Below are 26,115 nucleotides of genomic sequence, written 5' to 3'. Positions count from 1 at the left end.
TGGGCCCCAACCGGCTTTAGTCGAGGCTTTCCAGCACCGCTCGGGCGAAGGCGGCGACGTCGAACGGCTTGCCCGCCGGGTCTTCGCCGCGCCGCACGATGACGATGTCGCGGCTGGGCGCGATCACCACATACTGCCCCCGATTGCCGAAGGCGGCGAAGGTATCAGACGGCACGCCTTCGGAGCGGTTCATCAGCCAGAAGGTCGCGCCATAGCCGAAGTCGCCCGTCGGCGGCTGCGGGCCGGTCGGCGCCGTGACGTAATCGCGCCAGCCTTCAGGCAGGAGACGACGCCCCTCCCACACTCCGTCCTGCAGATACAGCTGACCGAAGCGGGCCAGATCGCGCGCCGTGGTCCAGACCTGGCTCGACAGGATGTAGTTCCCGCGCCAGTCCGTCTCAGCCCAGGTGTGGGTCATGCCCAGCGCATCAAACAGTTCGGCGGGCGGATGGGCGGCGAAGCCCGGGGCCGCCGCCAGGGTCGCCAACAGGGTGTCGTTGTTGGCGTAGCGATAAACCGTCCCCACCGGCGCCAGCAGCGGCCAGCCCGGCGCCTGCTCATCGACCGCCACCCCGCCGAAATAGAGGCCGTCAGTGCGGTTGCCCGCCGTGTCGCTGGTCAGGCCCGAAGACATCCGCATCAGGGCGTCGAGCGTGATGGCCGCGCGCGGATCGCCGGGCGCCTGCCAGTTGGCGATGGCGGCGGGCGCCTTCACGTCCAGTTCGCCGCGCTGGACCGCAGCGCCGATGACGGTTCCGGCCAGGCTCTTGGCCACCGACCAGGTGCGCTGGGGCGTGTTCGGGCCGAAGTCGGCGGCATAGCGTTCCGCCACCCGCTTGCCGCCCTGCATCACCATCACGCCGGTCGTGTTGGTCCCCTCGCCGAAGCCCCGATCGAAGGCGCGGCCGACGGCGGCTTCCAGCGCGCGGGCGTTCCCCTTGGGCCGCGCGGTCGGCAGGTCGGGCGCCGAGGCCCGGCGCGCCAGCGGCGCCCGTTCAGGCGCGCCGCCCTGCACATAACCCATCGGCTCGATGACGCAGCCGCGCCCCTCGGTCCAGGTCGCGACGCGAGCCGGGGCGGCCTGATCCCATGCGACCGAGACGGCGTTCCCGGCCATCTCGACCTTCATGGCGCCCACCAGAGACTGAAGCTCAGAATAGATGCCGACCAGTTCGTTCGCCTCGACGCTGGCGACCGTCCGTTCGGCGCCCGCCGCGCGCGCCGAATGCACGGCGCTGCACACCGTCAGCGCCTTGTATCCCGCCGCCAGAGCGCGGTGATTGGCCGAAGCCTCAGTCTGGGCGGAAACCGTCGTCGGCAGGGCGAGAACGGCGGCGAGAACAAGAACACGTGACGCGATTTTCATGCAGCCACGCTTCAACGTCGCACGCGTCCCTGTCAACGCATACCTGTCAACGCATAGTCGTCAGGCCAGCGCCTCGAACCGGTCGATCAGACCTTCCAGCCGCTTGGTCCCGATGGTCCAGAAGGCCGGGTCGCGCGGGTTCAGGCCGAACGGCTTCAGCGCCTCGACATAGGTCCGCGCCCCGCCGCTGGACAGCAGCTCGCGATACAGCGGCGTGAAGCCCGCCGGATCCTTGGCCCGCGTCTCCATCAGCGCCGCGACCAGCAGGTCGCCGAACGCATAGGCGTAGACATAGAAGGGCGCGTGGACGAAGTGGCTGACATAGGCCCACCAGTCTTCGTAGCCGGTCAGGTCGACGGGCGGGCCGAGGCTGGCGCCCAGTTCCTCCATCCAGATTTCACGGATGCGCTCGACCGGCACCTCGCCCGCCGTCCGCTCGTCGTGGAAGCGCGTCTCGAAGCGGTGGAAGGCGATCTGGCGCACCACCGTGTTCAACCCGTCCTCGATCCGGCCCGCCAGCAGGGCGCGCTGTTCATCCGGCGTCGCCTCGGCCAGCAGGCGGTCGAAGGTCAGCCCCTCGGCGAAGATCGACGCCGTCTCGGCCAACGTCAGCGGCGTGTCGGCCAACAGCGACCCCTGCCCCGCCGCCAGCGTCTGATGCACGCCATGCCCCAGTTCGTGCGCCAGCGTCAGCACGTCGCGCCGCTCGCCCATCCAGTTCAGGAAGACATAGGGGTGCCGATCCGCCGTTACCGGGTGGGCGTAGGCGCCGGACTGCTTGCCCGCCCGCGCCCGTGCATCGATCCACGGCCGGTCGAAGAACCAGCCCGCCCGCTCGGCGAAGTCGCCGCCCAGATCGGCGAAGCTGGACAGCACCACCTCGCGTCCGCCCGCCCAGTCATAGGCGCGCGACGCCGCCGCCTCGATCGGGGCGTTACGGTCCCAGTGGGCCAGCCGCTCCTTGCCCATCGCCTTCGCCTTCAGCGCGTAATAGCGATGCGCCAGACGCGGATAGGCTTCGGCCACCGCCTCGGCCATCGCGTCCACGCTCTCGCCGTCGACCTCATTGCCCAGATGGCGGCTGTCGGCGGGGCGTTTGAAGCCGCGCTTGCGGTCTTCCAGCGCCTTCTCGGCGGCGACGGTGTTCAGCACCATGGCCATGGTCCGGGCGATGCCGGAAAAAGCCTTCGACAGGCCCTCGCCCGCCGCCTGACGCTTGGCGCCATCCACGTCGCTGAGACGGTTCAGCCCCTCGGCCAGAGTCAGTTCCTCATCCCCGACCGATGCGCGCAGCACCGCCAGAGTCTCGTCGAACAGGCGCGGCCACTGGGCCTGAATCGCTCCCCGCTCGGCGATGAAGGTCTCAAGTTCGGCCGACAGTTCATGCGGCTTCATCGCTCGCACCCGGCGCAGCCACGGCGCCCAGCGCGCGGCCGGAGCATGGGCGGTCAGCGCCGCCTCCACCGCCGCTTCATCGAGCGCATTGATCTCCAGCGTCAGCCAGACGGTCGGGGTGGCGATGACCGTCAGCTTCTCGCGGACATCGGCCTCGAACGCTTGCGCTGCTGCATCCTCGCGGTTGGTGGAGGCGGCCAGGAAGGCGTAGGCGCCCAAGCCTCCCATCACGTCCGCCGCCTGTTCGTAAAGCCCGATCGTCTCGTCCAGCGCCCGGCCCAGCTCGGCGCCCGACAGCACGGCCAGCCGCCCCTGCCAGCCGTTCATCCGCTCCACCAGCGCCCTTGCGCGCTCCAGATCGACGGCGATGCGCGGGTCTTCGCGCGAGGCGTAGAGGTCGGACAGGTCCCACACGGGAGCGTCGGCGAATTCGGTCGGTTTGGCGGGCGCGTTCATGCCCTTGGTTGTGGGGAGGCAGCCGCCGTGATGCAAGCCGCTTCCCCCTCGCTTGAGGGAGAGGGTGGACGCAGCGCCGTCTGTCGGTTCACCCTGCCTGCAAAGTTCAGGACAAAGCCCGCCATGACCCACCCCGTCACCGACCCCACCGGCCGCGCCTCGCTGGACGGTGCGCGTGGGCTTGCCGCCATGCGTATCGGCATCGGTCTGGCGCAGGGCCTGATCCTCTATCTGCTCTATCGCTCGGCAGCGGACAGTGAGGCTCTGGCCTGGCCCGCGACCCAACCGCCGCTGTTCGCCGCCCTGGTGCTGGCGGCCCTGTTCGCGCCCGTGATGCTGCTGGCCGGCGTCGGGCGGATGGGGTGGAAGGCGCTGGCGCTGTGGGGCGCCGTGGCGGCGGCGGTGCTGGCGCTGATGGGCTGGCATGACGCGGCCCAGCAAACCAGGGACTATTTCCACCCGCCTTATCTGAACTTCCCGGTCCTGGCCTTCTCGGCGGCGGGCCTGTTCATCGCCCACCACCTGATCGTGCCCGCCGTCGCCGCGAGACGCTGGATCGCCGATTTCGACGACTATTTCGACACAGCTTGGAAGGCCGGGGTGCAACTGGTGCTATCGCTGGGCTTCACCGGCGCCTTCTGGCTGCTGCTGTTCCTGGGCGCGGCCCTGTTTCGCGTCATCGGACTCAGGTTCCTGGCCGACCTGATCGACGAGAAGTGGTTCTCCATCCCCGTCACCTGCCTGGTCTTCGCCGTGGCGGTGCAACTGACCGATGTGCGCGGCGGGCTGATCCGGGGCGTGCGGACGGTGGCGTTGATGCTGTTGTCGTGGCTGCTGCTCGTCATCACCGTCCTGGTGGCGGGCTTTCTGGCCGCCCTGCCGTTCACCGGGCTTGATGGACTGTGGAAGACGGGCAGCGCTACGGCCCTGGTGCTGTCGGCGGCCGCCGCTCTGATCGTGCTGATCAACACCGCCTATCAGGACGGACGCGAGGACAATCTGCCGCCGGTCGCCTTGCGCCTTGGCGCGCGGGTCGCCTCGGTGCTGCTGACGCCGCTGATCCTGATCGCCATCTGGGGCCTGAGCCTTCGCATCGGTCAGCATGGCCTGACGCCCGACCGCATCATCGCCTCGGCCTGCGCCCTCGTGGGCGTCATCTATGCCGCCGGATACGGCTGGGCGGCGCTGTCGCCGCTGTGGCGCAGGACCGCGTGGATGAAGCCGCTGGAGCGGACCAATGTTCTGGCCGCCGTCCTGACGGTGCTGGTCATCCTGGCCCTGTTCAGCCCCCTGGCCGACCCGGCGCGCCTGTCGGTCAATGATCAGATGGCGCGGCTTAAGCGGGGCGGCGTCAGCGCGGCCCGGTTCGACTACGCCTTCCTGCGTTATGACGCCGGCAAGGCCGGGCGCGCCGCCCTGGCCGAGCTGGCCAAATCGTCCGACGCGGAAGTCGCCCGTCACGCCAAGGCCGCGCAGGCCTCGACCTCGCGCTATGACCTGCCGGACGCGACCACGCCCCCGCGCACGCCGAAGATCGCCCCCTGGCCCGCGGACAGGCCTTTGCCCGCCGCCTTCCTGGCGCCGACGGCGCCGCCCGATCCGCGCTATGCCTGCAACAGCGACGACAACTGCCTGGCTGCACTGCGCGACCTGAACGGCGACGGCCGCGATGAAATCCTGCTGGCGACCGCCTACAGGATCGCCCTGTTCGCTCAGGGCGCCGACGGCCGCTGGGTCCATCAGGGCGACTATCAGGTTCCGCATTGCCCCGGCCCCGGCGGGCGCGACCTGCGCGAGGCGCTCAAACATCCCGATCTGAAGACCGCCGCCTCACCCTGGCCCGATCTGAACATGGGCGACTTGACCGGTCGACTACAGCCGGAAACCGTCTGCCCAAAATCCGCCGTCGTTAACCCCTGACTCAGGTCTCCGAAACCCGATCTTCATTCCCTCCGTTCTAGGATTGTGTCGAAACGAGCCAGTCCCGAGCCAATGAGGACGGCCGTTCGATGGTGATGTTGAAGGGTGTGCTCAAATGGCCAAGACCATTCTGGTCGTCGACGATGATCCTACCCAGCGCCGCCTGCTGCAGGCGGTGCTGGAGCGTGAATCCTATGCAGTCGTCCATGCCGAATCCGGCGGCGAGGCCATTGATCGGCTGACCAAGGGCGGCGGCGCTGATGTCGTGCTGCTGGATCTGGTGATGCCGGGCCTGTCGGGTCTGGAAGCTCTGGCCGAACTGCGCACGGCGGGCGTGACCACGCCGGTCATCGTGCTGACGGCCAACGGCGGCATCGAGACGGTGGTCCGGGCCATGCAGGCCGGCGCTCAGGACTTCTTCGTCAAGCCGGTCGGGCCCGAGCGCCTGCTGGTGGGCGTTCGCAACGCCCTGCAGATGACCCAGTTGACCGCCGAGATCGGCCGCCTGAAGAAGCGGGCCACAGGCCGCTCTTCGTTTGACGACATGGTCGGCGACAGCGAGCCCATGCGTATGGTCAAGGCCCTGGGTCAGCGCGCGGCCAAATCCTCCATCCCCGTGCTGATCACCGGCGAGAGCGGCGTGGGTAAAGAGGTCATCGCCCGCGCCCTGCACGGCGCTTCGGACCGGGCGGGCAAGCCCTTCATCGCCGTCAACTGCGGCGCCCTACCCGCCAATCTGGTCGAGTCCATCCTGTTCGGCCACGAGAAGGGCGCCTTCACCGGCGCGCATGAAAAGCACGCCGGCAAATTCGTCGAGGCCAACGGCGGCACCCTGTTCCTGGACGAGATCGGGGAACTGCCGCTGGACATGCAGGTCAAGCTGCTGCGCGCCCTTCAGGAAGGCGAAGTCGATCCCGTCGGCGGCAAGCGTCCGGTCAAGGTCGACGTCCGCATCGTCTCGGCCACCAACCGGGACCCGGCCCAGCAGGTGAAGGAAGGCGCCTTCCGCGAAGACCTCTTCTATCGCCTGAACGTCTTCCCGATCGAGGCCCCGGCCCTGCGCGAACGGCGCGAGGACATCCCCGCCCTGGTCGACCATTTCATCGCCCGCTTCAACGTCGAGGAAGGCAAGCGCGTCACCGGCTGCTCGGTCGAGACCCTGGCCCTGCTTCAAGGTCATGACTGGCCCGGCAATGTCCGCCAGTTGGAGAACGCCGTCTATCGCGCCCTGGTGCTGGCCGATTCGCCTCTGCTTCAGCCCCACGACTTCCCGGCCATTTCCGGCGTCGCCGTGCCGCTGGACTCGATGACAGCCGCCGCTGTCGGAGAGACGACGTCCGAGCCGACGACAGCGGCGCCGTCGACCGACGACGACGGCCAGCACGACAGCCCGGTCCGCATCACCGATGAACGCGGGCATGTCCGCACTCTGGAAGAGATCGAGCGCGACCTGATCCAGCACGCCATCGAGGTCTATTCCGGCCACATGTCCGAGATCGCCCGTCGCCTGGGCATCGGCCGCTCCACCCTCTACCGCAAGGTCCGCGAACAGGGGCTTGAGGAGCAGGTCAGAGAAGCGGGCTGACCAAGCCCGTCTTTTCTGTTTCAGGGTTTCAACAGGGCATTTTTCACGCCACACCACCCCTTCCTGTTTACGGAGGGGAGCCTTCCATCTTGTTACGTCCTGTTGTTATCGCCCTGAGCCTGGCGTCCGTCGCCGCCTTGACCGCCGCCTGCTCCAACGGCGAGGCGCCGGCCAAAGCTGAAGCCGCCGCTTCCGCCACGACCAAGATCGCCCTGCCGCCCGAGTGCGAGAACCACCCCCTGCTGGCCGCCATGCCGACGGCCCAGACCATCGCCGGCAAGCCGCTGACCGAGGTGGAGTGCCAGGCCTTCTCCGTCGCGATGACCTATGGCGAACCGGGAACCAGCGCCAAGATTGTTCTGATCGACGCCAAGGCGCCGATTCCCGAGGACGCCGGCGCGCTGGGAGGTCTGCTCGCTACCGCCCAGAAGACGGCCTATGAGAGCGTCTCTCGCGGCGTCATCATGACCAAAGGCGTACGCGAAGCCGCCCTCACCTCCCCGACCGCCGTCGCCTCCGTCGGCGGCGAAAACTACCTTTCTGTCGTGATGGACGGCCCGACGGGCGAACCTGCCGTCATCAGCGTCGAGCCCAAGGACGCCGACGGCCGCGTCGGCGCCCTGATGAGCGTGCTCAAGGGCCGCTACGCCCTGAGCATCGGCATCGAACAGGACGATCTGTCCGGCGCAGACTCAGCGCGCGCGGCCTATCAGCCCTATTTCAACGCCATGCGCCTGAGCGCCCTGCCGTAAATCCTGCCGTCACCCTCGGGCCTGGCCTGAGGGTGACGACGCCCCTCGCCGTCCTCCCGGAAGGAACCCAGCCCCTATCCGGCGCCGCATCAAACGCCTGCGCCTGCGGCGGTTCCGGCTCAAGACCGGGAGGACGCTGGAGGCCGCTTCCGCCTCGCGGGTTTCTCGCCTTTGGCCTTGGCGGTGATCTCTTTCAATTTGCGCCCCTGCATGGCCGACAGCGGCTGACCCGGCGCGCCCTTTTCCGGATCGGCGAAGGCGCGGCCGTGTTCGCGAATCCGCTCCCCGACCGAATCGAGAAACTCGCCCTCCCAGTCGGACAGGGAAACGCCCGCCTTCTCAGCCGAGCGGCGGGCGCGTTTCAGGGCGTTGAGCGCCGAGCGCTTGGCCGCCTCGCGCTGTTGATCCCAAGGGCTCAACAGCTTGGTTTTAAGGGCGCTGCCGTCCTTCGGACTACTTGAGCGGGTTTTAGTGGCGCTATCGCCCTTCGGACTACTTGAGCGGGTTTTAGTGGCGCTATCGCCCTTCGGGCTGCTTGAGCGCAGTTTAGAAGCGCTATCGCCCTTCGGGCTACTTGAGCGCGAGAAGCCGCTGGAGCGCAGCTTGCTCGAGTCGCCGCCCTTCAGGCGGCTGGAGCGTGAAGGGCCGTTGGAGGGCTTGAAGGGCGTGCGCTTCAGGCCCGCCTCCCTCAGATCTCGCCGAGGGCCGAGAGGTAGAGGTCGAGAATCGCTTCTTCTTCCTGACGCTTGGCCTTGTCCTGCTTGCGCAGGCGCAGAACCTTGCGCAGCACCTTGACGTCATAGCCTTCGCCCTTGGCCTCGGCGAAGACCTCCTTCATGTCGCCCATGACGGCCTGCTTGTCCTCTTCGAGGCGCTCCAGGCGTTCGATGATGGAGCGCAGACGGCCCTGGGCCGTGGCGGTCAGGACGTCGGGGCTGGCGTCGAAGGAAGCGTCGTCCATGACTGAACTCCAGAACTCATAACAGGCTGCGCCCTCAAACAGGCCGAAGGCCGTTAGGGCAAGAAATAAAGCTCTCAAACAGGCCGAAGGCCGTTAGGGCGACTAAGCACGCCCTCAAGCAGGCCAAGGGCCGTTAGGGCCGTTTGAGAAAGAATCACTAATCACGCGCAGGCGCGGGGCTCAACGCCGGACGCGAAAAAGCCGCGGACAACGCCCGCGGCCCTGTGGATAGTCATCCCATCCACCGACGATCGGCGCGCGCCTCGCCTTCAGCAGGCAGGGCGCGCCGGATCGCGCCTGATCAGCCTTGCTTGGCTTTGAAGCGCGGGTCGGTCTTGTTGATGACGTACAGAACGCCCTTGCGACGAACGATCTTGCAGTCGCGGTGGCGACCCTTCAGCGATTTCAGCGAGCTACGGACCTTCATGGTCGGACGTCCCGGATTTGGAGGCCCGTGAGGGCGGGTAAAACAAAAGAGCCGCGGGCGAACCTGCGGCGGAGGCGGTCGTATAGAGAGGCCTTGGCCTTTCGTCAACATTCCGCGCGGGAAATCCGCTGGAGGCCTGGCCTCCAAGTCGAACGGAGGGTCTTCGGACATGCACGTCCGACGCGTCGCCCCTCCGCCACCAGGCCGTGCTCAGGGAACGACGCAATGTAAATTCCACTCCCTTAACCGCCTACTGCCAAAAAGGGTTAACGGCGCATTCACCCTTATCACGGAAACTGATCCCGCCTTCGCGCGCTTGTGATTGGTCGTGGAATTCGGGGGCGTTAGCCTGTGCTCATGCGTATCGCTTATCGTCTGCTTTTGCTTGGGTCGGTCGCCGCCTGCACCCCCATGGTTCCCACGCCGCCGCAGCCCCAGCCTGCGCCGCCGCCCGTGGTCGAGCCTGCGCCCGCGACGCCTGCCCCCACGCCTCCCCCCGCCCAGACTGATCTGAGCGAGGCCTATGACCACGCCAGCTTCGACGCCTGGAAACAGAGCTTCCTGGAACGCCACGGCGGCGCGCATAAATGGGAATACGCCCGAGAACTGGAGGGCGTGACGCCCAACCCCAGCGTCGTGCGTCTGGACCGTAACCAGCCCGAGTTCTCCCGCCCCGCCGGGGTCTACATCCAGAACGCCACCACCCCGGCGCGAATCGCCATGGCCCGCCAGCGCGTCGACCGCGTTCCGTGGGACGTGACCCAGAAATATGGCGTACCGACCGAAATCCTGCTGGGCGTCTGGGCCCAGGAAAGCGCCTTCGGTCAGGTTCAGGGCGACTTCGACGTCATCCGCTCGCTGGCGACCCTGGCCTATGACGGCCGCCGTCGCGCCTGGGCCGAAGAGCAACTGAAGCACGCCCTGGACATCGTCGTCTCGGGCAAGCGCGACCGCGCGGGCCTGAAAGGCAGTTGGGCCGGGGCGATGGGCCAGACCCAGTTCATGCCCGACAACTATCTGAAGCTGGGCGTCGATCAGAACGGCGACGGCAAGGTCGACATCTGGGGCTCGGACGCGGACGCCCTCGCTTCGGCGGCCAATCTGCTGGCTCAGGCGGGCTGGAAGCGCGGCCAGGGCTGGGCCTATGAGGTCACACTGCCCTCCAACTTCGATTACAGTCAGGCCGAAGGGCCGAAACACCCCTGGTCCTATTGGGTCGCGCGCGGCGTGCGGCTGGCCGACGGTTCCTCCCCCAACAGCGCCGAGGCGGCCGAGGGTTCCGCTATCCTGCTGCCGCAGGGTGCCAAGGGGCCCGCCTTCCTGGCCCTGCCGAACCACTATGTGATTCGCCGCTACAACAACTCGGTCAGCTACGCCCTGGCCATCGGCATGATCGCCGACGGGGTGGCGGGCAAGCCGGCGCTCAAGGCCTCCTGGCCCAACGACGGCCCCCTGACGCGGGATCAGAGAATCGGCGCCCAACAGGCCCTGACCCGCATGGGCTTCGACACTCAGGGCGTCGACGGCGTCATCGGCACGAACACCCGCAACGCCCTGCGCCGCTGGCAACAGGCCAACGGGCGGACGGCGGACGGATACCTGACCGACGTGCTGGCGGAAGAGTTGATCAGAAGGGCGCGCTGAGTCTCTCCCTCCCCTTCATGGGGAGGGTGGCTGAGCCCTTCGGGCGAAGTCGGGTGGGGGTGACGAGACTATTCCAGCGCCGAGCCTAGCATCACCTGGCCCTCCCCACCCGGTCGCTGCGCGACCACCCTCCCCATGAAGGGGAGGGAGAGACGTCGCCCTAGCTCTTCATCCGCCAGGTCGCGCCCTGCGGGCCGTCCATGACGACGACGTTCAGCTCGTTCAGCCGATCGCGGATGCGGTCGGCCTCTGCCCAGTTCTTGGCCGTGCGGGCGGCCGCGCGTTGCTCCAGCAAGCCCTCGACCTCGGCCTTCAGCCCTTCGTCGACGCCCGAGAACCACTCGCCCGGATCGGCCTGAAGCACGCCCAGGATCGAAGCCGCCGCGATCAACTGCCCCTTGGCCGTCGCCACCGCCGCCTCGTCGCCCGCCGTCATGCCGCGCTCGATGTCGCTGGACAGGGCGAACAGGGCCGCCATGGCGCCCGGCGTGTTCAGGTCGTCCTCGATCGACTTCAGGAACTCGACCGGCGGCTCCACGTCCGCCGCCTCGACCCCGGCCGCGCGGTGCAGGGCGCCGTAGAGGCGGTCCAGGTTCTTGCGGCTCTGCTCCAGCAGGGTCTGGTTCCAGTCCAGCGGCTGACGATAGTGGGCGCTCAGCAGGGCCCAGCGCACCACCTCGCCCGGCATGGCCTGCACCAGATCATGCAACAGCAGGACATTGCCGATGGACTTGGACATCTTCTCGGCGTCCACGGTCAGGAAGCCGTTGTGCATCCAGTAGCGGGCGTATTCGTCGTGCGCCGCGTCGCCGTGGGCATGGCCGTGGGCGCAGACGCCCTGCGCGATCTCATTCTCATGGTGAGGAAAGACAAGGTCGATGCCGCCGCCGTGGATGTCGATGGGCAGGCCCAGCGTCTCCTCGATCATGGCCGAGCATTCGATGTGCCAGCCGGGACGCCCCTCTCCCCACGGCGACGGCCATGAGGGCTCGTCCGCCTTGGAGGGCTTCCACAGCACGAAGTCGTGCGGGTTCTTCTTGTAGGGAGCCACCTCGACGCGGGCGCCGGCGATCATGTCGTCCAGATTGCGCCCCGACAGCGCGCCGTAGGATGGATAGGAAGACACGTCGAACAGCACATGGCCCTCGGCCGCATAGGCGCAGCCGGCGTCGATGATCGCCTGGATCTGTTTGGCGATCGCTTCGATGTAATTCGTGACGTGCGGGGCGATGTCGGGAGGGCTGACGTTCAACAGACCCATGTCGGCCAGATAGGCGGCCTCATACCGCGCCGTGATCTCGCCGATGGCGACGCCTTCCTTGGCCGCCTTGGCGTTGATCTTGTCGTCCACGTCGGTGACGTTGCGGGCGTAGACCACCTTGTCGGCGCCATAGGTGCGACGCAGCAGGCGCACCAGCACGTCGAACACGACCGGCGGGCGGGCGTTGCCGATATGAGCGTAGTCATAGACCGTCGGGCCGCAGACATAGAGGCTCACCCGGTTCGGATCACGCGGCGTGAACAGGCGCTTTTCACGGCGCAGGGTGTCGTGGATGTGCAGGGCCATGGGTCAGGTCTTTTGCGAGTTTTCTTGCGGGACGGACGAGGTGTCCCATATAGCGGCCTGATAGACAGTCAGGGCCGCGCGCCCAAGTCCATATATAATAGTATTCTGAACAGGCGCTCTCGCCGCCGCCGGATCGTTTCATGAGCAGCACCCCCGCCAAGCCCGTCCTCGTCGCCAATGAGGCGCCCCAGCGTCCCAGCCGCGAACAGGCTCTGGAGGCCGTGCGCACCCTGATCGCCTGGGCCGGCGACAATCCCGACCGTCCCGGCCTGCTGGACACGCCCAAGCGGGTGGTCGACGCCTATGGCGAATGGTTCGACGGCTATGACGCCGATGCGGGCAAGGAACTGTCGCGCACCTTCGAGGACGTGACCGGCTATGACGACATGGTCATCCTGCGCGACATCGAGGTCGAGAGCCACTGCGAGCACCACCTGGCTCCTTTCCTGGGCAAGGCCTACGTCGCCTACCTGCCGGGCGAGAAGGTGGTGGGCATCTCCAAGCTGGCCCGCGTGGTCGAGATCTTCGCCCGCCGTCTCCAGAATCAGGAAACCCTGACCAACGACATCATCGACGCTATCGAATCGCACCTCCAGCCTAGGGGCGTGGCCGTGCTGGTCGATGCGGCGCACCAGTGCATGACGACGCGCGGCGTGCATCACCGCCACGTCTCGACCATCACCACGCGCTTCACTGGCGCCTTCAAGAGCGACCCGGCCCTGGCCGAGCGATTCCTCAAACTGGCCCGGGGCTGAGCCTCAAAGGGCTGTGATACGGGGCTGAATTGATCGCGGCCAAGGCGGCCTTGCGCCGAATTCGCAATCTTATTCCCCCGGCGGCGTCATTTCCTCGCATTCAACGGCTTTACAAGCTCGCTTCAGGACGCCAAGAGACGAGCGAGACTTTCAGTTTGGCCCGCCGGAGGGTGTGGGCCTTGATAGAGACGAGGGCGTAATGGGCGCGAGACTTTCTTCGGGCGGCGGCGGCGGCAGCGGCAAGCTGGCGGCACAGAACGCGGACATCAACGTCACGCCGTTCGTGGACATCATGCTGGTTCTGCTGATCATCTTCATGGTCGCGGCGCCGATGGCCACCGTGTCGATCCGTCTGGACCTGCCGCCGGCGACACCGCCGGCAGACGACGCCGAGCCCAAGGAACCGGTGTACATCACCATCCAGGAATCGGGTTCGCTGTTCATCGCCGAGCAGGAAACGACCATCTCCAAACTGGCCGCCGACGTCTGCGCCGCGCAGGGCGCCGTAGCCGACTGCCGTGACGAGCGCGTGTTTGTCCGCGCCGAGCCGGAAGTGAAATACAACCAGTTCATGGAAGTCATGAACACCCTGCAGGAGAACGGCTACTTCAAGGTCGGCCTGCTGAACGAAGACATCACCTGATCCGGTCTTCAGTTGGATATTGAAAGGGTCGCCTTCGGGCGGCCCTTTTTCTTTTGCCGCAAGCGCATCGACGGCTTGCGCCTTCCCCCTGTTCCGGCGTCAATGCGCGCCTCGAACGAGGGGGAGTAAATCATCATGCGTCGTCGTACTTTTCTTTCGGCCCTGCCCGCCGGAGCCCTGATGGCGGGCGCCGCCCGCGCCCAGCAGGGGCCCGCCGCTGCGCCGGTCGCCAATCCGGCTTCGGTGCAGCCCGCCCCCGCGCCCGACCCTTACGCCGGCGTCGGCATCGGCGACCGCATCACCGGCCCCCGCTTCGTCGGCCGCTCGACCGTCTGGGGCGCCAACGGCGCCGCCGCCACAGCCCACCCCGCCGCGACGATGATCGGGCTGGACACCCTGCGGCGCGGCGGCTCGGCCATCGACGCCGCCATCGCCATCAACGCCGCCCTCGGCTTCCTTGAACCGACCGCCAACGGCATCGGCGGCGACGCCTTCTGCCTGATGTGGGACCCGGCCCAGAAGAAGGTCGTCGGCTTCAACGGCTCGGGCCCCAGCCCGCGCGGCCTGTCGCTGGAAACAGCGCGCTCCAAGGCCGGGGCCGACGGCTACCTGCCCCGCTACGGCGCCGTGACGGTCAATGTCCCCGGCGCGGTCGACGCCTGGTGGAGCGCGCACCAGCGCTATGGCAAGCTGCCGTGGAAGGACGTCCTGCTGCCGGTCGCCGAACTGTGCGAGCAGGGCGTGCCTGTGCCGCAGGTCGTGGCTTATTACCTCGAACGCGGCATGGCCAACTTCGACAAGAGCGCCGCGACGATCGAGGAAAACGACAACCGCAAGAAGGTCTGGCTGACCGGCGGCCGCACGCCCAAGACAGGCGAGATCTTCGCCAACCCGGACCTGGGCCGCACCTATCGCCTGATCGCCGAGGGCGGCCGCGACGCCTTCTATGACGGGGTGATCGCCGACCACATCGAGCGTTACTTCAAGCGCATCGGCGGCTGGATGACCCGCGCCGATCTGGCCGCGCACCGCACCGAATGGGTCGAGCCGCTGATGACCACCTATCGCGGGGTCGAGGTCTATTCGCTCGGTCCGAACACCCAGGGCCTCTCGACCAACCAGATCCTGAACATCTGCGAACAGTTCGACCTGAAGGCCATGGGCTTCCAGTCCGCCGCCTCGATCCACGTTCAGGCCGAGGCCAAGCGCCTGGCCTTCGAGGACCGCGCCCGCTACTTCGCCGACGAACGCTTCGCCAAGGCCCCGACCGCGTGGCTGAACTCCAAGGAATACGCCACCGAACGCGCCAAACTGATCAACCCGAGCCGCGTCATGGACCGCGTCTTCCCCGGCGACGCGCCGACGCAGGGCGACACCACCTATTTCAGCGTCGCCGACAGCGACGGCATGATGGTCAGCTGGATCCAGTCCAACTATCGCGGCATGGGCGGCGGTCTGGTCGCCGACGGCCCGGACGGCGGCACTCTGGGCTTCATGTTCCAGAACCGCGGCGAACTGTTCGCCCTGACCGACGGCCACCCGAACGTCTATGCGCCGGGCAAGCGCCCCTTCCACACCATCATCCCCGGCTTCGCCTGCAAGGACGGAGAACCGTGGCTGGCCTATGGCGTCATGGGCGGCGGGATGCAGCCGCAGGGACAGGCCCAGATCATCATCAACATGGTCGACTACGGCCTGGACCCGCAGGAAGCCGGCGACAGCCCGCGCTGGCAGCACTACGGCTCGTCCGAACCGACCGGCCAACCGGCTGAGGGCGTCGGCAAGCTGCATCTCGAATCCGGCGTGCCTGAAGCGACCAAACAGCAGCTGACAGCGATGGGCTGGGACCTCGGCCCGCCCGACGGCGGCTTCGGCGGCTATCAGAACGTGATGAAGCAGATCAACGAACAGGGCCGCTGGACCTACGGCGCCGCCACCGAAATGCGCAAGGACGGCAACGCGCTGGCCTATTGAGTGGCGCCTATTGAACGGCCCCATTACGCAGATCTGTTGATCGACCCTCGACGGCCGCGCTCCGACTGATAGGCTTTCGTCGGGGTTCGATTCCCCGTTGAAGACGAGCGAGCGGCGCGACGTTCGGCGACGAACGCGGTCAGCCGCGCAAACGGTCATCTTCTTTCTGGTTGCAAACAGGCGCCCTCGCGTCTGCCGAAAGGCGAGCCATGGACAGGCTCTGCGGGTTTCGGACTCCCGCCTGTCCGTCGCGACACGAGGGCGCCATTTCCAAGCACGAGGGCCTATCATGTCGCCAATCGTCCTCATCACCCTCGCGATCCTGGCTCTTGTCGCCATCAGCGTCGCCTGGACATTCAAATTGAGAATGACCGTCGTCGTGCCTGACTGGCAACGCGCTGCTGTCTATCTGGACGGTGGATTTGAAAGAATTCTGGGACCGGGCCGGCACCGTCTGTGGCGCTCAAACCGAACCGTCATCGTGCGTATAGAAATGACGCCGCAACATCTGGCGGTTGGGCCGATCGACGTTGTCACCGCGGACCGGCTGCCGCTTCGACTGGCGGCCACAGCGCTTCATAAGATTGAGGATGCAGAAGCCTCGCTGCGTGAACAAACCTCCGCCGCACTGCAGTTGGCCCTCTCCAGCGCCCTAGTCCGATTGGCTGCTGAACGCACTCTGGAACAACTGCTGACCCGTGATCTTGAGCTCGACGCCGCCCTGACGGCGAGCGTGGGTCCAGCCATCGGCGCCACACGAGTCCTCGGCATCGTCCTGACAGGCGTGATCCTGCCGCCTGAGTTGCGACGACTGATGTCCGATGTTGAGCGCTCGCGTCTCGAAGGCCAGGCGGCTCTGGAACGCGCTCGCTCGGAGCAGGCAAGCCTGCGAGCGCTGTCGAACGCTGCACGACTGTTGAAGGATAATCCCGAACTGGCGCGCCTGCGCTTGTTTCAGGCGGCCGCTTCCGCCCGAAGCGCCACCTTTGTAGTCGGCGACCCCGCCTTGTCCGCCAACAGTGCGCCCCCTCCTCACAACCCAACTTGACCTGACGCCGCGTCAATCCGCTAGAGTTCGTTTCCAAACAGGACGGACCTATGACCGATCTCGTCACGCGCGACTTCACCGCCCCGGCCGCCGACGGCTATCCGCTGTCGATGCGGCTGGTTTCGGCCGCCGAGCCCCTGATCGCCGTACTGGTTTCCTCCGGCACGGGCTTTCCCAAGGGCTTTTACGAGCGGTTCGCCCGCTATCTGGCGGAGCGAGGGGCGGCGGTGCTGACCTATGATTTTCGCGGCATCGCCGGGTCGCGGCCGGATGAGCTGAAGGGCTCGGCCATCGACTATCCCGACTGGGGACGGCTGGACATGCCCGCCGCGCTGGACGCCCTGATCGAAGCGGCGCCGGGCCTGCGCATCGTTCATGTCGGCCACAGCGTCGGCGGCCACTTCGTCGGCTTCATGCCCAATCACGACCGGATCGAGCGGCACGCCTTCGTCTCGGTCGGGACCGGCTGGTGGGGCGGGCACCACCGCCGCTACAACCCGCTGGAGCTGTTCTTCTGGCTGGGCTTCGGCCCGTTCAGCCTGATGCGGCACGGCTATATCAAGGGCGGCGGTCTGTGGGCCGGGACCGACCTGCCGCGCGGTGTTTTCACCGCCTGGCGGCGCTGGTGCCTGAAGCGGGAATACTTCTCCAAGGAGTTGGAGACCAGCCTGCGGCCCCACCACTATGAGGCTGTGACCGCCCCGATCCGGTCGTGGATATTCACCGACGACCCTATCGCCACGCCAGGCACGGCGCGCGACCTGGTGAGCGTCTATCCCAACGCCGAATCCGAGATCAGCGTCCACGCGCCGGGCGATTTCGGCGCGCGCCGCATCGGTCACGAAGGCGCCTTCCGCAAGGGGATGGAGCCGCTGTGGGATCAGGTTTTCCACTGGCTGAACAATGGCGAGGCCTGAGCGGGCGCCTATATTCCAGGCTCCTATTCCTCACCGGAGCCTCCCCATGCCCCATTCGCCATCCTTCTCGGGCCAGCCAACCGTGACCGCTTCGGGCGTTGAGATTCCGCTGCTCGGCTTCGGCACCTGGCAACTGGAGCCCGACGACGCCCGCCGCATGGTGCGCGAGGCCCTGCGCATCGGCTATCGCCACATCGACACCGCCTGGATCTACAGGAACGAGAAGGCCGTCGGCGACGGCATCGCCGACGCCGTGGCCGAGGGGATCGTCACGCGCGACGACATCTTCGTCACCACCAAGATCTGGGTCGAGCATTTCCATCGCGACGCCCTGCTGCGTCAGGCCGAGGAATCGGCCATCAGCCTGGGCCTGACGCCGGACCTGCTGCTGCTGCACTGGCCCAAGCCGACGCCCGCGCTGAAAGAAACCATCGGCGCCCTGAATGAGGCGAAGGAAAAGGGCTTCGCCAAGAACATCGGCCTGTCCAACTTCCCCTCCGCCCTGTTCCGCGAGGCCGCCGCCCTGTCGAGCGCGCCGCTGATCACCAATCAGGTCGAGTATCACCCCTATCTGTCGCAGAAGACGCTGATCGAGACGGCGCGCGAACTGGGCTCGTCCATCACCGCCTGGTCGCCGCTGGCTCAGGGCAAGATCGCCGACGACGCCGTGATCGGCGAGATCGCGAAGAGCCACGGCAAGACCAATGGCCAGATCACCCTGCGCTGGATCATGCAGCAGGGCGTCATCGCCATTCCGCGCACCACCAAGGAGAGCCGCGCGGCCGAGAATTTCGGCATCTTCGACTTCGAGCTTTCTGCGGACGAGATGGCGCAGGTCAGCGCCCTGGCCCGCCCCGACGGCCGCATCGGCGACTGGCTGGACGAGGCCTTTGAGTGGGATCAGGATGCCTGATCCGACACCGATCTAGAGGCGCGGGCGCACAGGAGGGGGCTTTGGGTTCAGTTCTGGATTTCCCGGCGAGCGATCCGAACGACGCCGTCGTCGGCGCCCGCATCCGCCGCTGGCGCGACCGGCGCGGCGTGCCGTTCGAGGATCTGGCCGCCGCCCTCGACCTGACGCCTGAAGCCCTGCGCCGTGTCGAAACCGGTCGTCAGCGGCTGGATTCGGCCCGGCTGGACGCCGCAACCCGCGCCCTGCGCCTGCCGGTGTGGGCGCTTGTGTCCGACGCCCCGGCCTATTGAAGCGCGCATGGCGTGACAGACGGCTCGCGTCCGCCTAAGCGTCAGCGCATGGCCTACAAGTCCCTGCGCGATTTTCTTGCGACCCTCGAAGCCGACGGCGAACTGGTCCGCGTGTCGGAGCCCGTCTCCACCCATCTGGAGATGACCGAGATCCAGACCCGGCTGCTGCGCAACGGCGGCCCGGCGGTCCTGTTCGAGAAGCCGGTCATGCCCGACGGCTCGATCAGCCCCATCCCCTGCCTCGCCAACCTGTTCGGCACGGTGAAGCGCGTCGCCATGGGCGTGACGCTGGAGGGCAAGCAACGCACCACCGCGGGCGAACTGCGAGAAGTCGGCGAACTGCTGGCCTTCCTGCGCAACCCGACGCCGCCGCGCGGGTTCGGCGACGCCATGGAGATGCTGCCGCTGGCCCAGACCGTCATGTCCATGCGGCCCAAGACGGTGAAGAAGGCCCCGGTGCAGGAAGTGGTGCTGAAGGGCGATCAGATCGACCTGACCGCCCTGCCCATTCAGGGCTGCTGGCCCGGCGAACCCGCGCCATTGATCACCTGGGGCTTAGTCGTGACCAAGGGGCCGTCGGACGAGCGTGAGGACGACTTCAACCTGGGCATCTATCGGATGCAGGTGCTGGACAAGGACAAGGCCATCATGCGCTGGCTGGCCCATCGCGGCGGGGCCCAGCACTACGCCCGGCACAAGAAGGCGGGTAAGCGCGAGCCCCTGCCCTGCGCCGTCGTTCTGGGCGCTGATCCGGGGACGATCCTAGCCGCAGTGACCCCGGTGCCGGAGACCCTTTCGGAGTATCAGTTCGCCGGCCTGATGCGCGGCTCCAAGGCCGAGCTGGTTCCGTGCAAGACCGTGCCGCTGATGGTCCCGGCGCAGGCCGAGATCGTGCTGGAAGGCCACGTCCTGCTGGACGAGTTCGAGGACGAAGGCCCCTACGGCGACCACACCGGCTATTACAACTCGGTCGAGAAGTTCCCGGTCTTCCAGGTGTCGGCGATCACCATGCGCAAGGACCCCATCTATCTGACCACCTTCACCGGTCGCCCCCCGGATGAGCCGTCCGTGCTGGGCGAGGCGCTGAACGAAGTCTTCATCCCCCTGATCCGCCAGCAGTTCCCCGAAATCACCGACTTCTGGCTGCCGCCCGAGGGGTGCAGCTATCGCATCGCCGTGGTGTCGATGAAGAAGGCCTACCCCGGCCACGCCAAGCGCGTGATGATGGGCTGCTGGAGCTATCTGCGCCAGTTCATGTACACCAAATGGATCATCGTCGTGGACGACGACATCAACGCCCGCGACTGGAAGGACGTCATGTGGGCCGTCTCGACCAAGATGGACCCCGCGCGCGACATCACCGTCATCGAGAACACCCCCATCGACTATCTGGACTTCGCCAGCCCCGAGAGCGGGCTGGGCTCCAAGATCGGCCTGGACGCCACCGACAAGTGGGAGCCGGAGACCAAGCGCGAATGGGGCGAGGAGATCCGCATGGACGAGGACGTCATCGAACGGGTCAACGACATCTGGGATCGCCTGGGCCTGCCGGGCGACAAGACTCCGATCTGGAAATAGCTGACTTCTCCCGGAGGGAGAGGGCTGAAAGCTTGCCTCATCGGACCATTCGGCCCACCAAAGCGCATGCGCTCCTGTCTGTTGTTCGCCGCCGCCCTTCTGCTCGCGAGTCCCGCCATGTCCCAGACGCCCCCATCGGCCCTGCCCAACGCCGCACCGTGGGATCAGGCCTTCCTGCCGCCTGCGCCGGCCTGGAACGGCGCCAGCCGAGCCCTGCTGCGCGACGCCTCCGATCCGTGGGTTACGGGCTTCGAGGCCGATGCTGCGCATGATTTCTCGCCGTCATACGCCGACACCCGCGCTTGGTTCGACAAACTGGACGCCGCCAGCGACCTGATCCGCCTCGAACAGTTCGGAACCTCGCCGGAAGGGCGTCCGATCTACGCCGTGATCGCCTCCAAGGACGGCGCGGCCTTCGATCCGTCCAAGCCGGTCCTGCTGGCCCAGGCCGGCATCCACCCCGGCGAGATCGACGGCAAGGACGCGGGCATGATGCTGCTGCGCGACATCGCCTTTTACGGCAAGGACGACCTGCTGGACCGGGCTAACCTGATCCTGATCCCCATCCTGAGCGTCGACGGGCACGAGCGCACCGGCCTCTATTCCCGCCCCAACCAGCGCGGGCCGCGCAATCAGGGCTGGCGCCACACGGCGACGAACCAGAACCTGAACCGCGACTTCATGAAGCTGGATCAGGCCGAGATGCAGGCCGTCATGGGCCTGATCCACAAATACCAGCCCGACCTCTACGTCGATATCCACGTCACCGACGGCATCGATTATCAATATGACGTCACCTTCGGCTACAACGGCGAGGACGGCGTCTGGAGCCGCAGCCCGGCCATCGCTCAGTGGCTGGACGCCGCCTTCAAGCCCGCCATGTATGAGGCGCTGGAGGCGCAAGGCCACATCCCAGGCGAACTGGTCTTCGCCATCGACGACCGCGACCCGAAGAAGGGCCTGAACGACGGCGGTCTGGGCGAGCGCTTCTCCAACGGCTGGGGTTCGGCGGCGCACGTCCCGACCATACTGATCGAGAACCACAGCCTGAAGCCGCACGAGCAGCGGGTTCTGGGAACCTATGTCTTCCTCGAACAGGCGCTGAAGCTGCTGGCCGAAAAGTCCGGCGACCTGCGCGCCGCCATCGCCGCCGACCGCGCCCTGCGCCCCGCCGAACTGCCCGCCAATTTCGACAGCGACGAGACGCCCTCGCACACTCGCCCCTTCAAGGGCATCCGCTATGAGACCTTCGACAGCCTGGCATCGGGCCGCCCCGAAATCCGCTGGCTGGGCCAGCCGGACGCCGAACTTTGGCAGATGCCCTTCTATGGCTCCCACCCCACACTGACGCTGAAGCGGCCGAGCGCCTATTGGGTGCCGTCCTATCGTCAGGACGTGATCGAGCGGCTGCGGGTCCACGGCGTGCAGATGGAGACGCTGGAAGCCCCGCGCACCGTCGCCGTCGACATGCTGCGCCTGGTCGATCCCAAGGTCTCCGCCCGCACCAATGAAGGCCATGTGCCGATCTCGGTCGCCGAAATCCGGCCCGAGGCCCACGACTGGACCTTCCCTGTCGGCTCGGTGCGCGTGCCGACCGATCAGCCGATGGGCGACCTCGCCATCCTGCTGCTGGAGCCGCAGTCGAACGAGAGCTTCTTCGCCTGGGGCATGTTCCCCGAGGTGCTGAACCGCGTCGAATACATCGAGGCCTACGCCATCGCCCCCCTCGCCGAGAAGATGCTGGCCGCCGATCCGGCGCTGAAGGCCGCGTTCGAGGCCAAGCTGGCGGCTGATCCGACCTTCGCCGCCGACGGCGACGCGCGCCTGGCCTGGTTCTATGAGCGCACCCCCTTCTACGATGCGCGCTATCGCCTCTATCCGGTGGGGCGCGAGAATTGAGCCTGATTCCGACCATACAGGCGGCCGCCCTATGGGGCGGGCTGCTGATCCTGCTGCTGTTCGTTCTGTCGGGCGTGGTGGTGAACCGGCGGCGCAAGCATCTGGTCGAGTTCGGCGACGGCGGGGTGCGCGAACTGGTCTGCGCCACCCGCGCCTTTTCCAATGCGGCCGAATACATCCCGGCCGGGATGTGCGGCCTGATCCTGCTGGCCTTCCTCGGGGCCCCCGCCCTGTTGATCCATGCGGTCGGCGGGACGCTGTTTGCAGGAAGGGTGATCCACGCCCTGGGCCTGCTGTTTCAGGAGGGACCGTCGCTGGGTCGGTCGATCGGCATGATCCTGACCTGGCTGGCGCTTCTGGTAGCGGCGGTCAGCCTGATCGCCTGGTCCATTCTCTAGTCCGGCTGTTGCGGGCGCGGGTTCCGTCCGCCATATCGGGGCATGTCCGATAAGACGCCCTCCCCCGATATCCTGAACGACCTGATCTCCGCCGCGCTGAAGGCCGGCGCCGATGCGGCCGAGGCCGTGTCCGCCCATCGCGCCTCCCTGTCCGTCGGCGTGCGCAACGGCGCGCTGGAGGATGTGGAGCGTGAAGAGGCCCGCGATCTGGGCCTGCGCGTCTTCATCGGGAGGCGTCAGGCGACGGTGTCCGCTTCCGACCTGTCCGACGCGACCCGCGCCCGTCTGGTCGAGCGCGCCGTGGCGATGGCGAAGCTGGCGCCGGAAGACCCCTACGCCGCGCTTGCGCCGCAGGACCGGCTGGCCGCCGCGCCGCACGCCAACCTTGAACTTTACGACCCCGCCGAACGCTCGGCCGAGGCGCTGGAAGCCGCCGCCGCCGAGGCCGAAGCCGCCGCCCTGGCCGTATCGGGCGTCTCCAAATCCGAAGGCGGCCACGCCTCATGGTCGGCCAGCGAATGGCGCCTCGTCACCTCGCATGGCTTCGACGGGCGCCATCGCGGCAGCGCCTTTTCGCTGGGCGTCGGCGTCATCGCCAAAAAGGACGGCGCCATGGAACGCGGCGGCGAAAGCCGCACTGTCCGCCACCTGTCCGACCTGCCCGACCCCGCCTCCATCGGCCTGAAGGCGGGCGAGCGCGCCATCGCCCGCGTCGGCCCGCGCAAGATCGCCTCGACCACCGCCCCCGTCATCTTCGAGAACCGTGTGGCGACACAGGTGCTGTCGCCGCTGCTGGGCGCCATTTCCGGCCCGTCGATCGCGCGCGGCAGTTCCTTCCTGAAGGACAAGCTGAACCAGAGCGTCCTGCCGACCGGCGTCGACCTGATCGACGACCCGTTCCGCCCGCGCGGCCTCGGCTCCACCCCCTTCGACGACGAGGGCGTGGCCGTCGAACGGCGCGAGATCGTCAAGGACGGCGTCCTGACCACCTGGCTGCTGAACACGGCCTCGGCGGCCCAGCTGGGCCTGCAGACCACCGGCCACGCCTCGCGCGGGCTGGCGGGGCCGTCGGGCGTCTCGACCCACAACCTGCATCTGGCGCCAGGCGAAGGCGATCTGGAGGCCCTGATGGCGCAGGCCGGGACGGGCCTGCTGATCACCTCCATGTTCGGCCCCTCGCTGAACGGCAACACCGGCGACTGGTCGGCGGGGGTGTCCGGCTTCTGGTTCGAGAACGGCCAGCGCGCCTATCCGGTCAGCGAAGTCACCGTGGCGGGTAATCTGATCGACCTCTACGCCCGCCTGCAACGCGCGGGCGATCTGGAGTTCCGCGGCTCGTTCAACAGCCCCTCCCTGCTGTTCGACAAGGTGGCGATCGCGGGCAAATGAGCGACTACAGCGCCGACCTCGCCCTGATCCGCGACGCGGCGCTGGCCGCCGGTCGGCTGGCGCTCGAACACCGCGAGGCCGGGCTGAAGGTCTGGTCCAAGGACGGCGGCTCGCCTGTCACCAGCGCCGACCTGGCCGTGGACCAACTGCTGCGCGACGCCCTGCTGAGCGCCCGGCCAGACTACGGCTGGCTGTCCGAGGAAACGGCCGACAGCACGGACCGCCTGTCGAAGAAACGCATCTTCGTCGTCGACCCGATCGACGGCACGGTCGCCTTCATGAAGAACAAGCCGTGGTGGTGCGTGCCCATCGCCGTGGTCGAAGACGGCCGCCCCGTCGCCGCCGTCATCCACGCCCCGATGATGGACGAGATGTTCGAGGCCACCCTGGGCGGCGGCGCCCGCCTGAGGGGCCGCCCCATCAGCGCCTCCGACACCGACGATCTGGAAGACGCCGAGCTTCTGGCCGACGCCCGGCTGATGGAGGCGCGCGAATGGGACGAGCCATGGCCGCCGATGCGCTTTTCCAAGCGCAACGCCCTGGCCTACCGCATGGCCCTGGTGGCGGCGGGGGCCTTCGATGCGGCCATCGCCATCAGCCCCAAATGGGATTGGGACGTCTGCGCCGGCGCCCTGATCGCCGAAGAGGCCGGGGCGAAGGTCAGCGACCATATGGGCCGTCCGTGGAGATTTAATCGCCCTGATCCGCGTCAAACCAGCCTGATATGCGCCGCACCGGCCCTTCACCCGTTGATCGTAAGGCGCACAGCGCCTATCCCGCTGGCCATCTGACATTCCTCCCGCAATGGACCCCCTCTCCATGGCCGACTCTCACGACCCCCAACTGCTTCACCTCGTCATCGGCGGCGAGATGCGCCACCCTGCCGAGCCCGTTTTCCGCGACCTGAGCCAGGTCGAATTCGTCGGCGCCTTCGGCAGCTATGACGAAGCCAAGAAGGCGTGGAAGGCCCGCGCCCAGGCGACCGTCGACAACGCCCACATGCGCTATTTCATCCTGCACGCGCACAAGCTGATCGACCCGCGCACCGACGCCTGAGTCAGCGCTCACGGCGTCATCACGCTGCTGTTCCGGAACCGCAGAGGCGGCTGATGCGCTTTCGTGTCAGTCGCCTTTGTTCTTGAACAGGATTTCCCATGCTGCCGACCTTCATCGTCCTGCTGCTGGTCGTTGTCGCCGTCGCGGCGATCGTCTGGGTCGTGCGCAAGGGACCGCCGCACGTCGCCCGTCCCGATGAGGACCAGGACACCGCCTGGAACGACCCCATCACCCCGGCTGACCGAGACCCTCGACCTTGACCCTTTTCGGCCAGACGCTGGACGCCCAGCAGATTTTCAGTCTGATCTCCATGCTCGCCGTTCTGGCGCTGTGCATGGTCACCTTGAGGCGCCGCCTCGAACATGACCGCCAGGTCAAACGGTGGAAGAAGGAGCAGGCTGCGCGTCAGTCTCCGTCTCGCGGCTCTGATCACAACGGCCCGTGGGGCTGACCTATTCGCGCTTCAGCAGGCGATCCACCACCAGCCTGCCCCACCAGCCGGCCTTGAACTCTGCCCGAATGGCCTTGGGATCATAGGCGTCGCTTTCGACCCAGTCCTCGAAGCTGACGCCCGTGGGCTCGACCTCGGCGACGTATTTCTCCAGCGTATAGTCCAGCACCCCGGTCAGGCCCTCGCGGCTGTGCAGGGTGCGCTTGCTCAGTTCCGTCATGGCCGCCGAAATCGGCTCGCCCAGGTGGAAGTGGCGATAGAAGACCGCCATCATCCCCGCCCGGTCCGCACCCGACTTGCAGTGGATCAACGCCGGATACTCCATCGTCTGGAACAGAGCCTTGGCCCGGCGCACCCGGTCCTTCCCCGGCGGGTCGCGTGAATCCAGCGGGGCGTCGATCAGCGTCAGCCCCAGCCGTTCGCAGGCGTCCTTCTCCAGCCAGTAATAGGCCTCGTCCCTCTGGCCGCGCAGATTGACGACGGTGCGGATCCCCTGCCGCTTCCACCAGGCCAACTGCCCCGGCGAGGGCTGGTTGGTCCGCACCAGATCCGGCCCCAGCCAATGGGCGTTGGTGAAGGCCGTGCGCAGGAAGGCGTGATCCTTCCAGAAATAGGACCAGCGCGCCTTGAAACGGCCGAACGGCGTAGTCAGATCGTAGCGCCCCATGACGGCCAGATAGCGCCGTTTGCACCCGGCGTCACCCGTCCCGCGGCGCCTCTCTCTCGCGCGG

Annotated in this window: 26 protein-coding genes; 19 read left to right on the top strand and 7 right to left on the bottom strand. The window is 67.2% G+C overall.

Annotated elements, in window-relative coordinates; all coding sequences use genetic code 11:
* Nucleotides 1–16: 16 nt before the first annotated feature.
* Entirely contained in the window at nucleotides 17–1,366 is a 1,350-nt protein-coding gene (locus tag RSD66_RS05325) for a serine hydrolase domain-containing protein (RefSeq protein WP_415289271.1), read from the bottom strand.
* A gap of 60 nt (nucleotides 1,367–1,426) precedes the next feature.
* Nucleotides 1,427–3,217 carry a M3 family oligoendopeptidase gene (locus RSD66_RS05320; RefSeq protein ID WP_415289270.1) on the bottom strand — a complete coding sequence of 597 codons (1,791 nt, stop codon included), beginning with the start codon at nucleotides 3,215–3,217 and terminating at the stop codon, nucleotides 1,427–1,429.
* Nucleotides 3,218–3,340: 123 nt separating this feature from the next.
* On the opposite strand from RSD66_RS05320, the gene RSD66_RS05315 reads away from it, so the two are divergent.
* The 3 genes from RSD66_RS05315 (at nucleotide 3,341) to RSD66_RS05305 (ending at nucleotide 7,474) form a co-directional block, all read left to right on the top strand.
* The gene (locus RSD66_RS05315) at nucleotides 3,341–5,137 is read left to right on the top strand and encodes a DUF4153 domain-containing protein (RefSeq protein ID WP_415289269.1); all 1,797 of its coding nucleotides are present in this window, start codon (nucleotides 3,341–3,343) and stop codon (nucleotides 5,135–5,137) included.
* Nucleotides 5,138–5,252: 115 nt separating this feature from the next.
* Complete coding sequence (locus RSD66_RS05310; RefSeq protein WP_415289268.1) at nucleotides 5,253–6,722, top strand: sigma-54-dependent transcriptional regulator; 1,470 nt, start codon at nucleotides 5,253–5,255, stop codon at nucleotides 6,720–6,722.
* An 89-nt stretch (nucleotides 6,723–6,811) separates the two neighbouring features.
* Nucleotides 6,812–7,474: a hypothetical protein gene (locus tag RSD66_RS05305; RefSeq protein WP_415289267.1), complete on the top strand. Its 663-nt coding sequence runs from the start codon at nucleotides 6,812–6,814 to the stop codon at nucleotides 7,472–7,474.
* A 119-nt stretch (nucleotides 7,475–7,593) separates the two neighbouring features.
* Here the strand turns inward: RSD66_RS05305 and RSD66_RS05300 are convergent, their stop codons facing one another.
* The 3 genes from RSD66_RS05300 to ykgO all read right to left on the bottom strand — a co-directional run bounded on the left by RSD66_RS05300 (nucleotide 7,594) and on the right by ykgO (nucleotide 8,862).
* Nucleotides 7,594–7,893, bottom strand: coding sequence for a hypothetical protein (locus RSD66_RS05300; RefSeq protein WP_306460728.1), 300 nt, complete (start codon nucleotides 7,891–7,893; stop codon nucleotides 7,594–7,596).
* 269 nt (nucleotides 7,894–8,162) lie between these two features.
* Nucleotides 8,163–8,435, bottom strand: coding sequence for a DUF2312 domain-containing protein (locus RSD66_RS05295; RefSeq protein ID WP_024353345.1), 273 nt, complete (start codon nucleotides 8,433–8,435; stop codon nucleotides 8,163–8,165).
* Nucleotides 8,436–8,736: 301 nt separating this feature from the next.
* Nucleotides 8,737–8,862: a type B 50S ribosomal protein L36 gene (ykgO, locus tag RSD66_RS05290; protein ID WP_003165750.1), complete on the bottom strand. Its 126-nt coding sequence runs from the start codon at nucleotides 8,860–8,862 to the stop codon at nucleotides 8,737–8,739.
* 357 nt (nucleotides 8,863–9,219) lie between these two features.
* Here ykgO and RSD66_RS05285 point away from each other — a divergent pair, with 357 nt between their 5' ends.
* Nucleotides 9,220–10,506, top strand: coding sequence for a lytic murein transglycosylase (locus tag RSD66_RS05285; protein WP_415289266.1), 1,287 nt, complete (start codon nucleotides 9,220–9,222; stop codon nucleotides 10,504–10,506).
* Nucleotides 10,507–10,666: 160 nt separating this feature from the next.
* On the opposite strand, the gene cysS is transcribed toward RSD66_RS05285, so the two are convergent.
* Complete coding sequence (cysS, locus tag RSD66_RS05280) at nucleotides 10,667–12,073, bottom strand: cysteine--tRNA ligase (RefSeq protein WP_415289265.1); 1,407 nt, start codon at nucleotides 12,071–12,073, stop codon at nucleotides 10,667–10,669.
* Nucleotides 12,074–12,213: 140 nt separating this feature from the next.
* Between cysS and folE the strand changes: the two genes are divergently transcribed.
* The 15 genes from folE to RSD66_RS05205 all read left to right on the top strand — a co-directional run bounded on the left by folE (nucleotide 12,214) and on the right by RSD66_RS05205 (nucleotide 25,384).
* Nucleotides 12,214–12,828: a GTP cyclohydrolase I FolE gene (folE, locus tag RSD66_RS05275; RefSeq protein ID WP_346508940.1), complete on the top strand. Its 615-nt coding sequence runs from the start codon at nucleotides 12,214–12,216 to the stop codon at nucleotides 12,826–12,828.
* Between the two features lie 199 nt (nucleotides 12,829–13,027).
* Nucleotides 13,028–13,471, top strand: coding sequence for a biopolymer transporter ExbD (locus tag RSD66_RS05270; RefSeq protein WP_119412958.1), 444 nt, complete (start codon nucleotides 13,028–13,030; stop codon nucleotides 13,469–13,471).
* Between the two features lie 135 nt (nucleotides 13,472–13,606).
* Nucleotides 13,607–15,445 carry a gamma-glutamyltransferase family protein gene (locus RSD66_RS05265; protein WP_415289264.1) on the top strand — a complete coding sequence of 613 codons (1,839 nt, stop codon included), beginning with the start codon at nucleotides 13,607–13,609 and terminating at the stop codon, nucleotides 15,443–15,445.
* A gap of 289 nt (nucleotides 15,446–15,734) precedes the next feature.
* Nucleotides 15,735–16,493, top strand: coding sequence for an SPFH domain-containing protein (locus RSD66_RS05260; RefSeq protein ID WP_415289263.1), 759 nt, complete (start codon nucleotides 15,735–15,737; stop codon nucleotides 16,491–16,493).
* A gap of 50 nt (nucleotides 16,494–16,543) precedes the next feature.
* The gene (locus RSD66_RS05255; RefSeq protein ID WP_415289262.1) at nucleotides 16,544–17,410 is read left to right on the top strand and encodes an alpha/beta fold hydrolase; all 867 of its coding nucleotides are present in this window, start codon (nucleotides 16,544–16,546) and stop codon (nucleotides 17,408–17,410) included.
* A gap of 46 nt (nucleotides 17,411–17,456) precedes the next feature.
* Nucleotides 17,457–18,323: an aldo/keto reductase gene (locus RSD66_RS05250; RefSeq protein WP_415289261.1), complete on the top strand. Its 867-nt coding sequence runs from the start codon at nucleotides 17,457–17,459 to the stop codon at nucleotides 18,321–18,323.
* Between the two features lie 41 nt (nucleotides 18,324–18,364).
* Complete coding sequence (locus RSD66_RS05245; protein ID WP_119412963.1) at nucleotides 18,365–18,613, top strand: helix-turn-helix domain-containing protein; 249 nt, start codon at nucleotides 18,365–18,367, stop codon at nucleotides 18,611–18,613.
* 48 nt (nucleotides 18,614–18,661) lie between these two features.
* Nucleotides 18,662–20,191, top strand: coding sequence for a UbiD family decarboxylase (locus tag RSD66_RS05240; protein ID WP_415289260.1), 1,530 nt, complete (start codon nucleotides 18,662–18,664; stop codon nucleotides 20,189–20,191).
* 117 nt (nucleotides 20,192–20,308) lie between these two features.
* The gene (locus RSD66_RS05235; protein ID WP_415289259.1) at nucleotides 20,309–22,090 is read left to right on the top strand and encodes a M14 family metallopeptidase; all 1,782 of its coding nucleotides are present in this window, start codon (nucleotides 20,309–20,311) and stop codon (nucleotides 22,088–22,090) included.
* The gene (locus RSD66_RS05230; protein ID WP_024353355.1) at nucleotides 22,087–22,488 is read left to right on the top strand and encodes an MAPEG family protein; all 402 of its coding nucleotides are present in this window, start codon (nucleotides 22,087–22,089) and stop codon (nucleotides 22,486–22,488) included. The genes RSD66_RS05235 and RSD66_RS05230 overlap by 4 nt, the downstream gene beginning before the upstream one ends.
* Nucleotides 22,489–22,530: 42 nt before the next feature.
* Nucleotides 22,531–23,877 carry a TldD/PmbA family protein gene (locus RSD66_RS05225; protein WP_415289258.1) on the top strand — a complete coding sequence of 449 codons (1,347 nt, stop codon included), beginning with the start codon at nucleotides 22,531–22,533 and terminating at the stop codon, nucleotides 23,875–23,877.
* Nucleotides 23,874–24,668, top strand: a complete 795-nt coding sequence (locus tag RSD66_RS05220; protein ID WP_346523858.1) for a 3'(2'),5'-bisphosphate nucleotidase CysQ — start codon at nucleotides 23,874–23,876, stop codon at nucleotides 24,666–24,668. The genes RSD66_RS05225 and RSD66_RS05220 overlap by 4 nt, the downstream gene beginning before the upstream one ends.
* A 13-nt stretch (nucleotides 24,669–24,681) precedes the next feature.
* A complete protein-coding gene (locus RSD66_RS05215) occupies nucleotides 24,682–24,933 on the top strand; it encodes a DUF4170 domain-containing protein (protein WP_003170661.1) in 252 nt (83 codons plus the stop codon).
* A 98-nt stretch (nucleotides 24,934–25,031) separates the two neighbouring features.
* Complete coding sequence (locus RSD66_RS05210; RefSeq protein ID WP_169469172.1) at nucleotides 25,032–25,193, top strand: hypothetical protein; 162 nt, start codon at nucleotides 25,032–25,034, stop codon at nucleotides 25,191–25,193.
* Complete coding sequence (locus tag RSD66_RS05205; protein WP_415289257.1) at nucleotides 25,190–25,384, top strand: hypothetical protein; 195 nt, start codon at nucleotides 25,190–25,192, stop codon at nucleotides 25,382–25,384. Before RSD66_RS05210 ends, RSD66_RS05205 begins: the two co-directional genes overlap by 4 nt.
* 1 nt (nucleotide 25,385) lies before the next feature.
* On the opposite strand, the gene RSD66_RS05200 is transcribed toward RSD66_RS05205, so the two are convergent.
* On the bottom strand, nucleotides 25,386–26,051 hold the full coding sequence (locus RSD66_RS05200) for a fused DSP-PTPase phosphatase/NAD kinase-like protein (RefSeq protein ID WP_415289256.1): 666 nt from the start codon (nucleotides 26,049–26,051) through the stop codon (nucleotides 25,386–25,388).
* Nucleotides 26,052–26,115: the final 64 nt, after the last annotated feature.

Source organism: Brevundimonas sp. S1H14, from assembly GCF_047716865.1.
Lineage (GTDB): Bacteria > Pseudomonadota > Alphaproteobacteria > Caulobacterales > Caulobacteraceae > Brevundimonas > Brevundimonas naejangsanensis.
The sequence above is the reverse complement of the archived record's forward strand: the minus strand, read 5'-3'. Positions and strand labels throughout refer to the sequence as shown.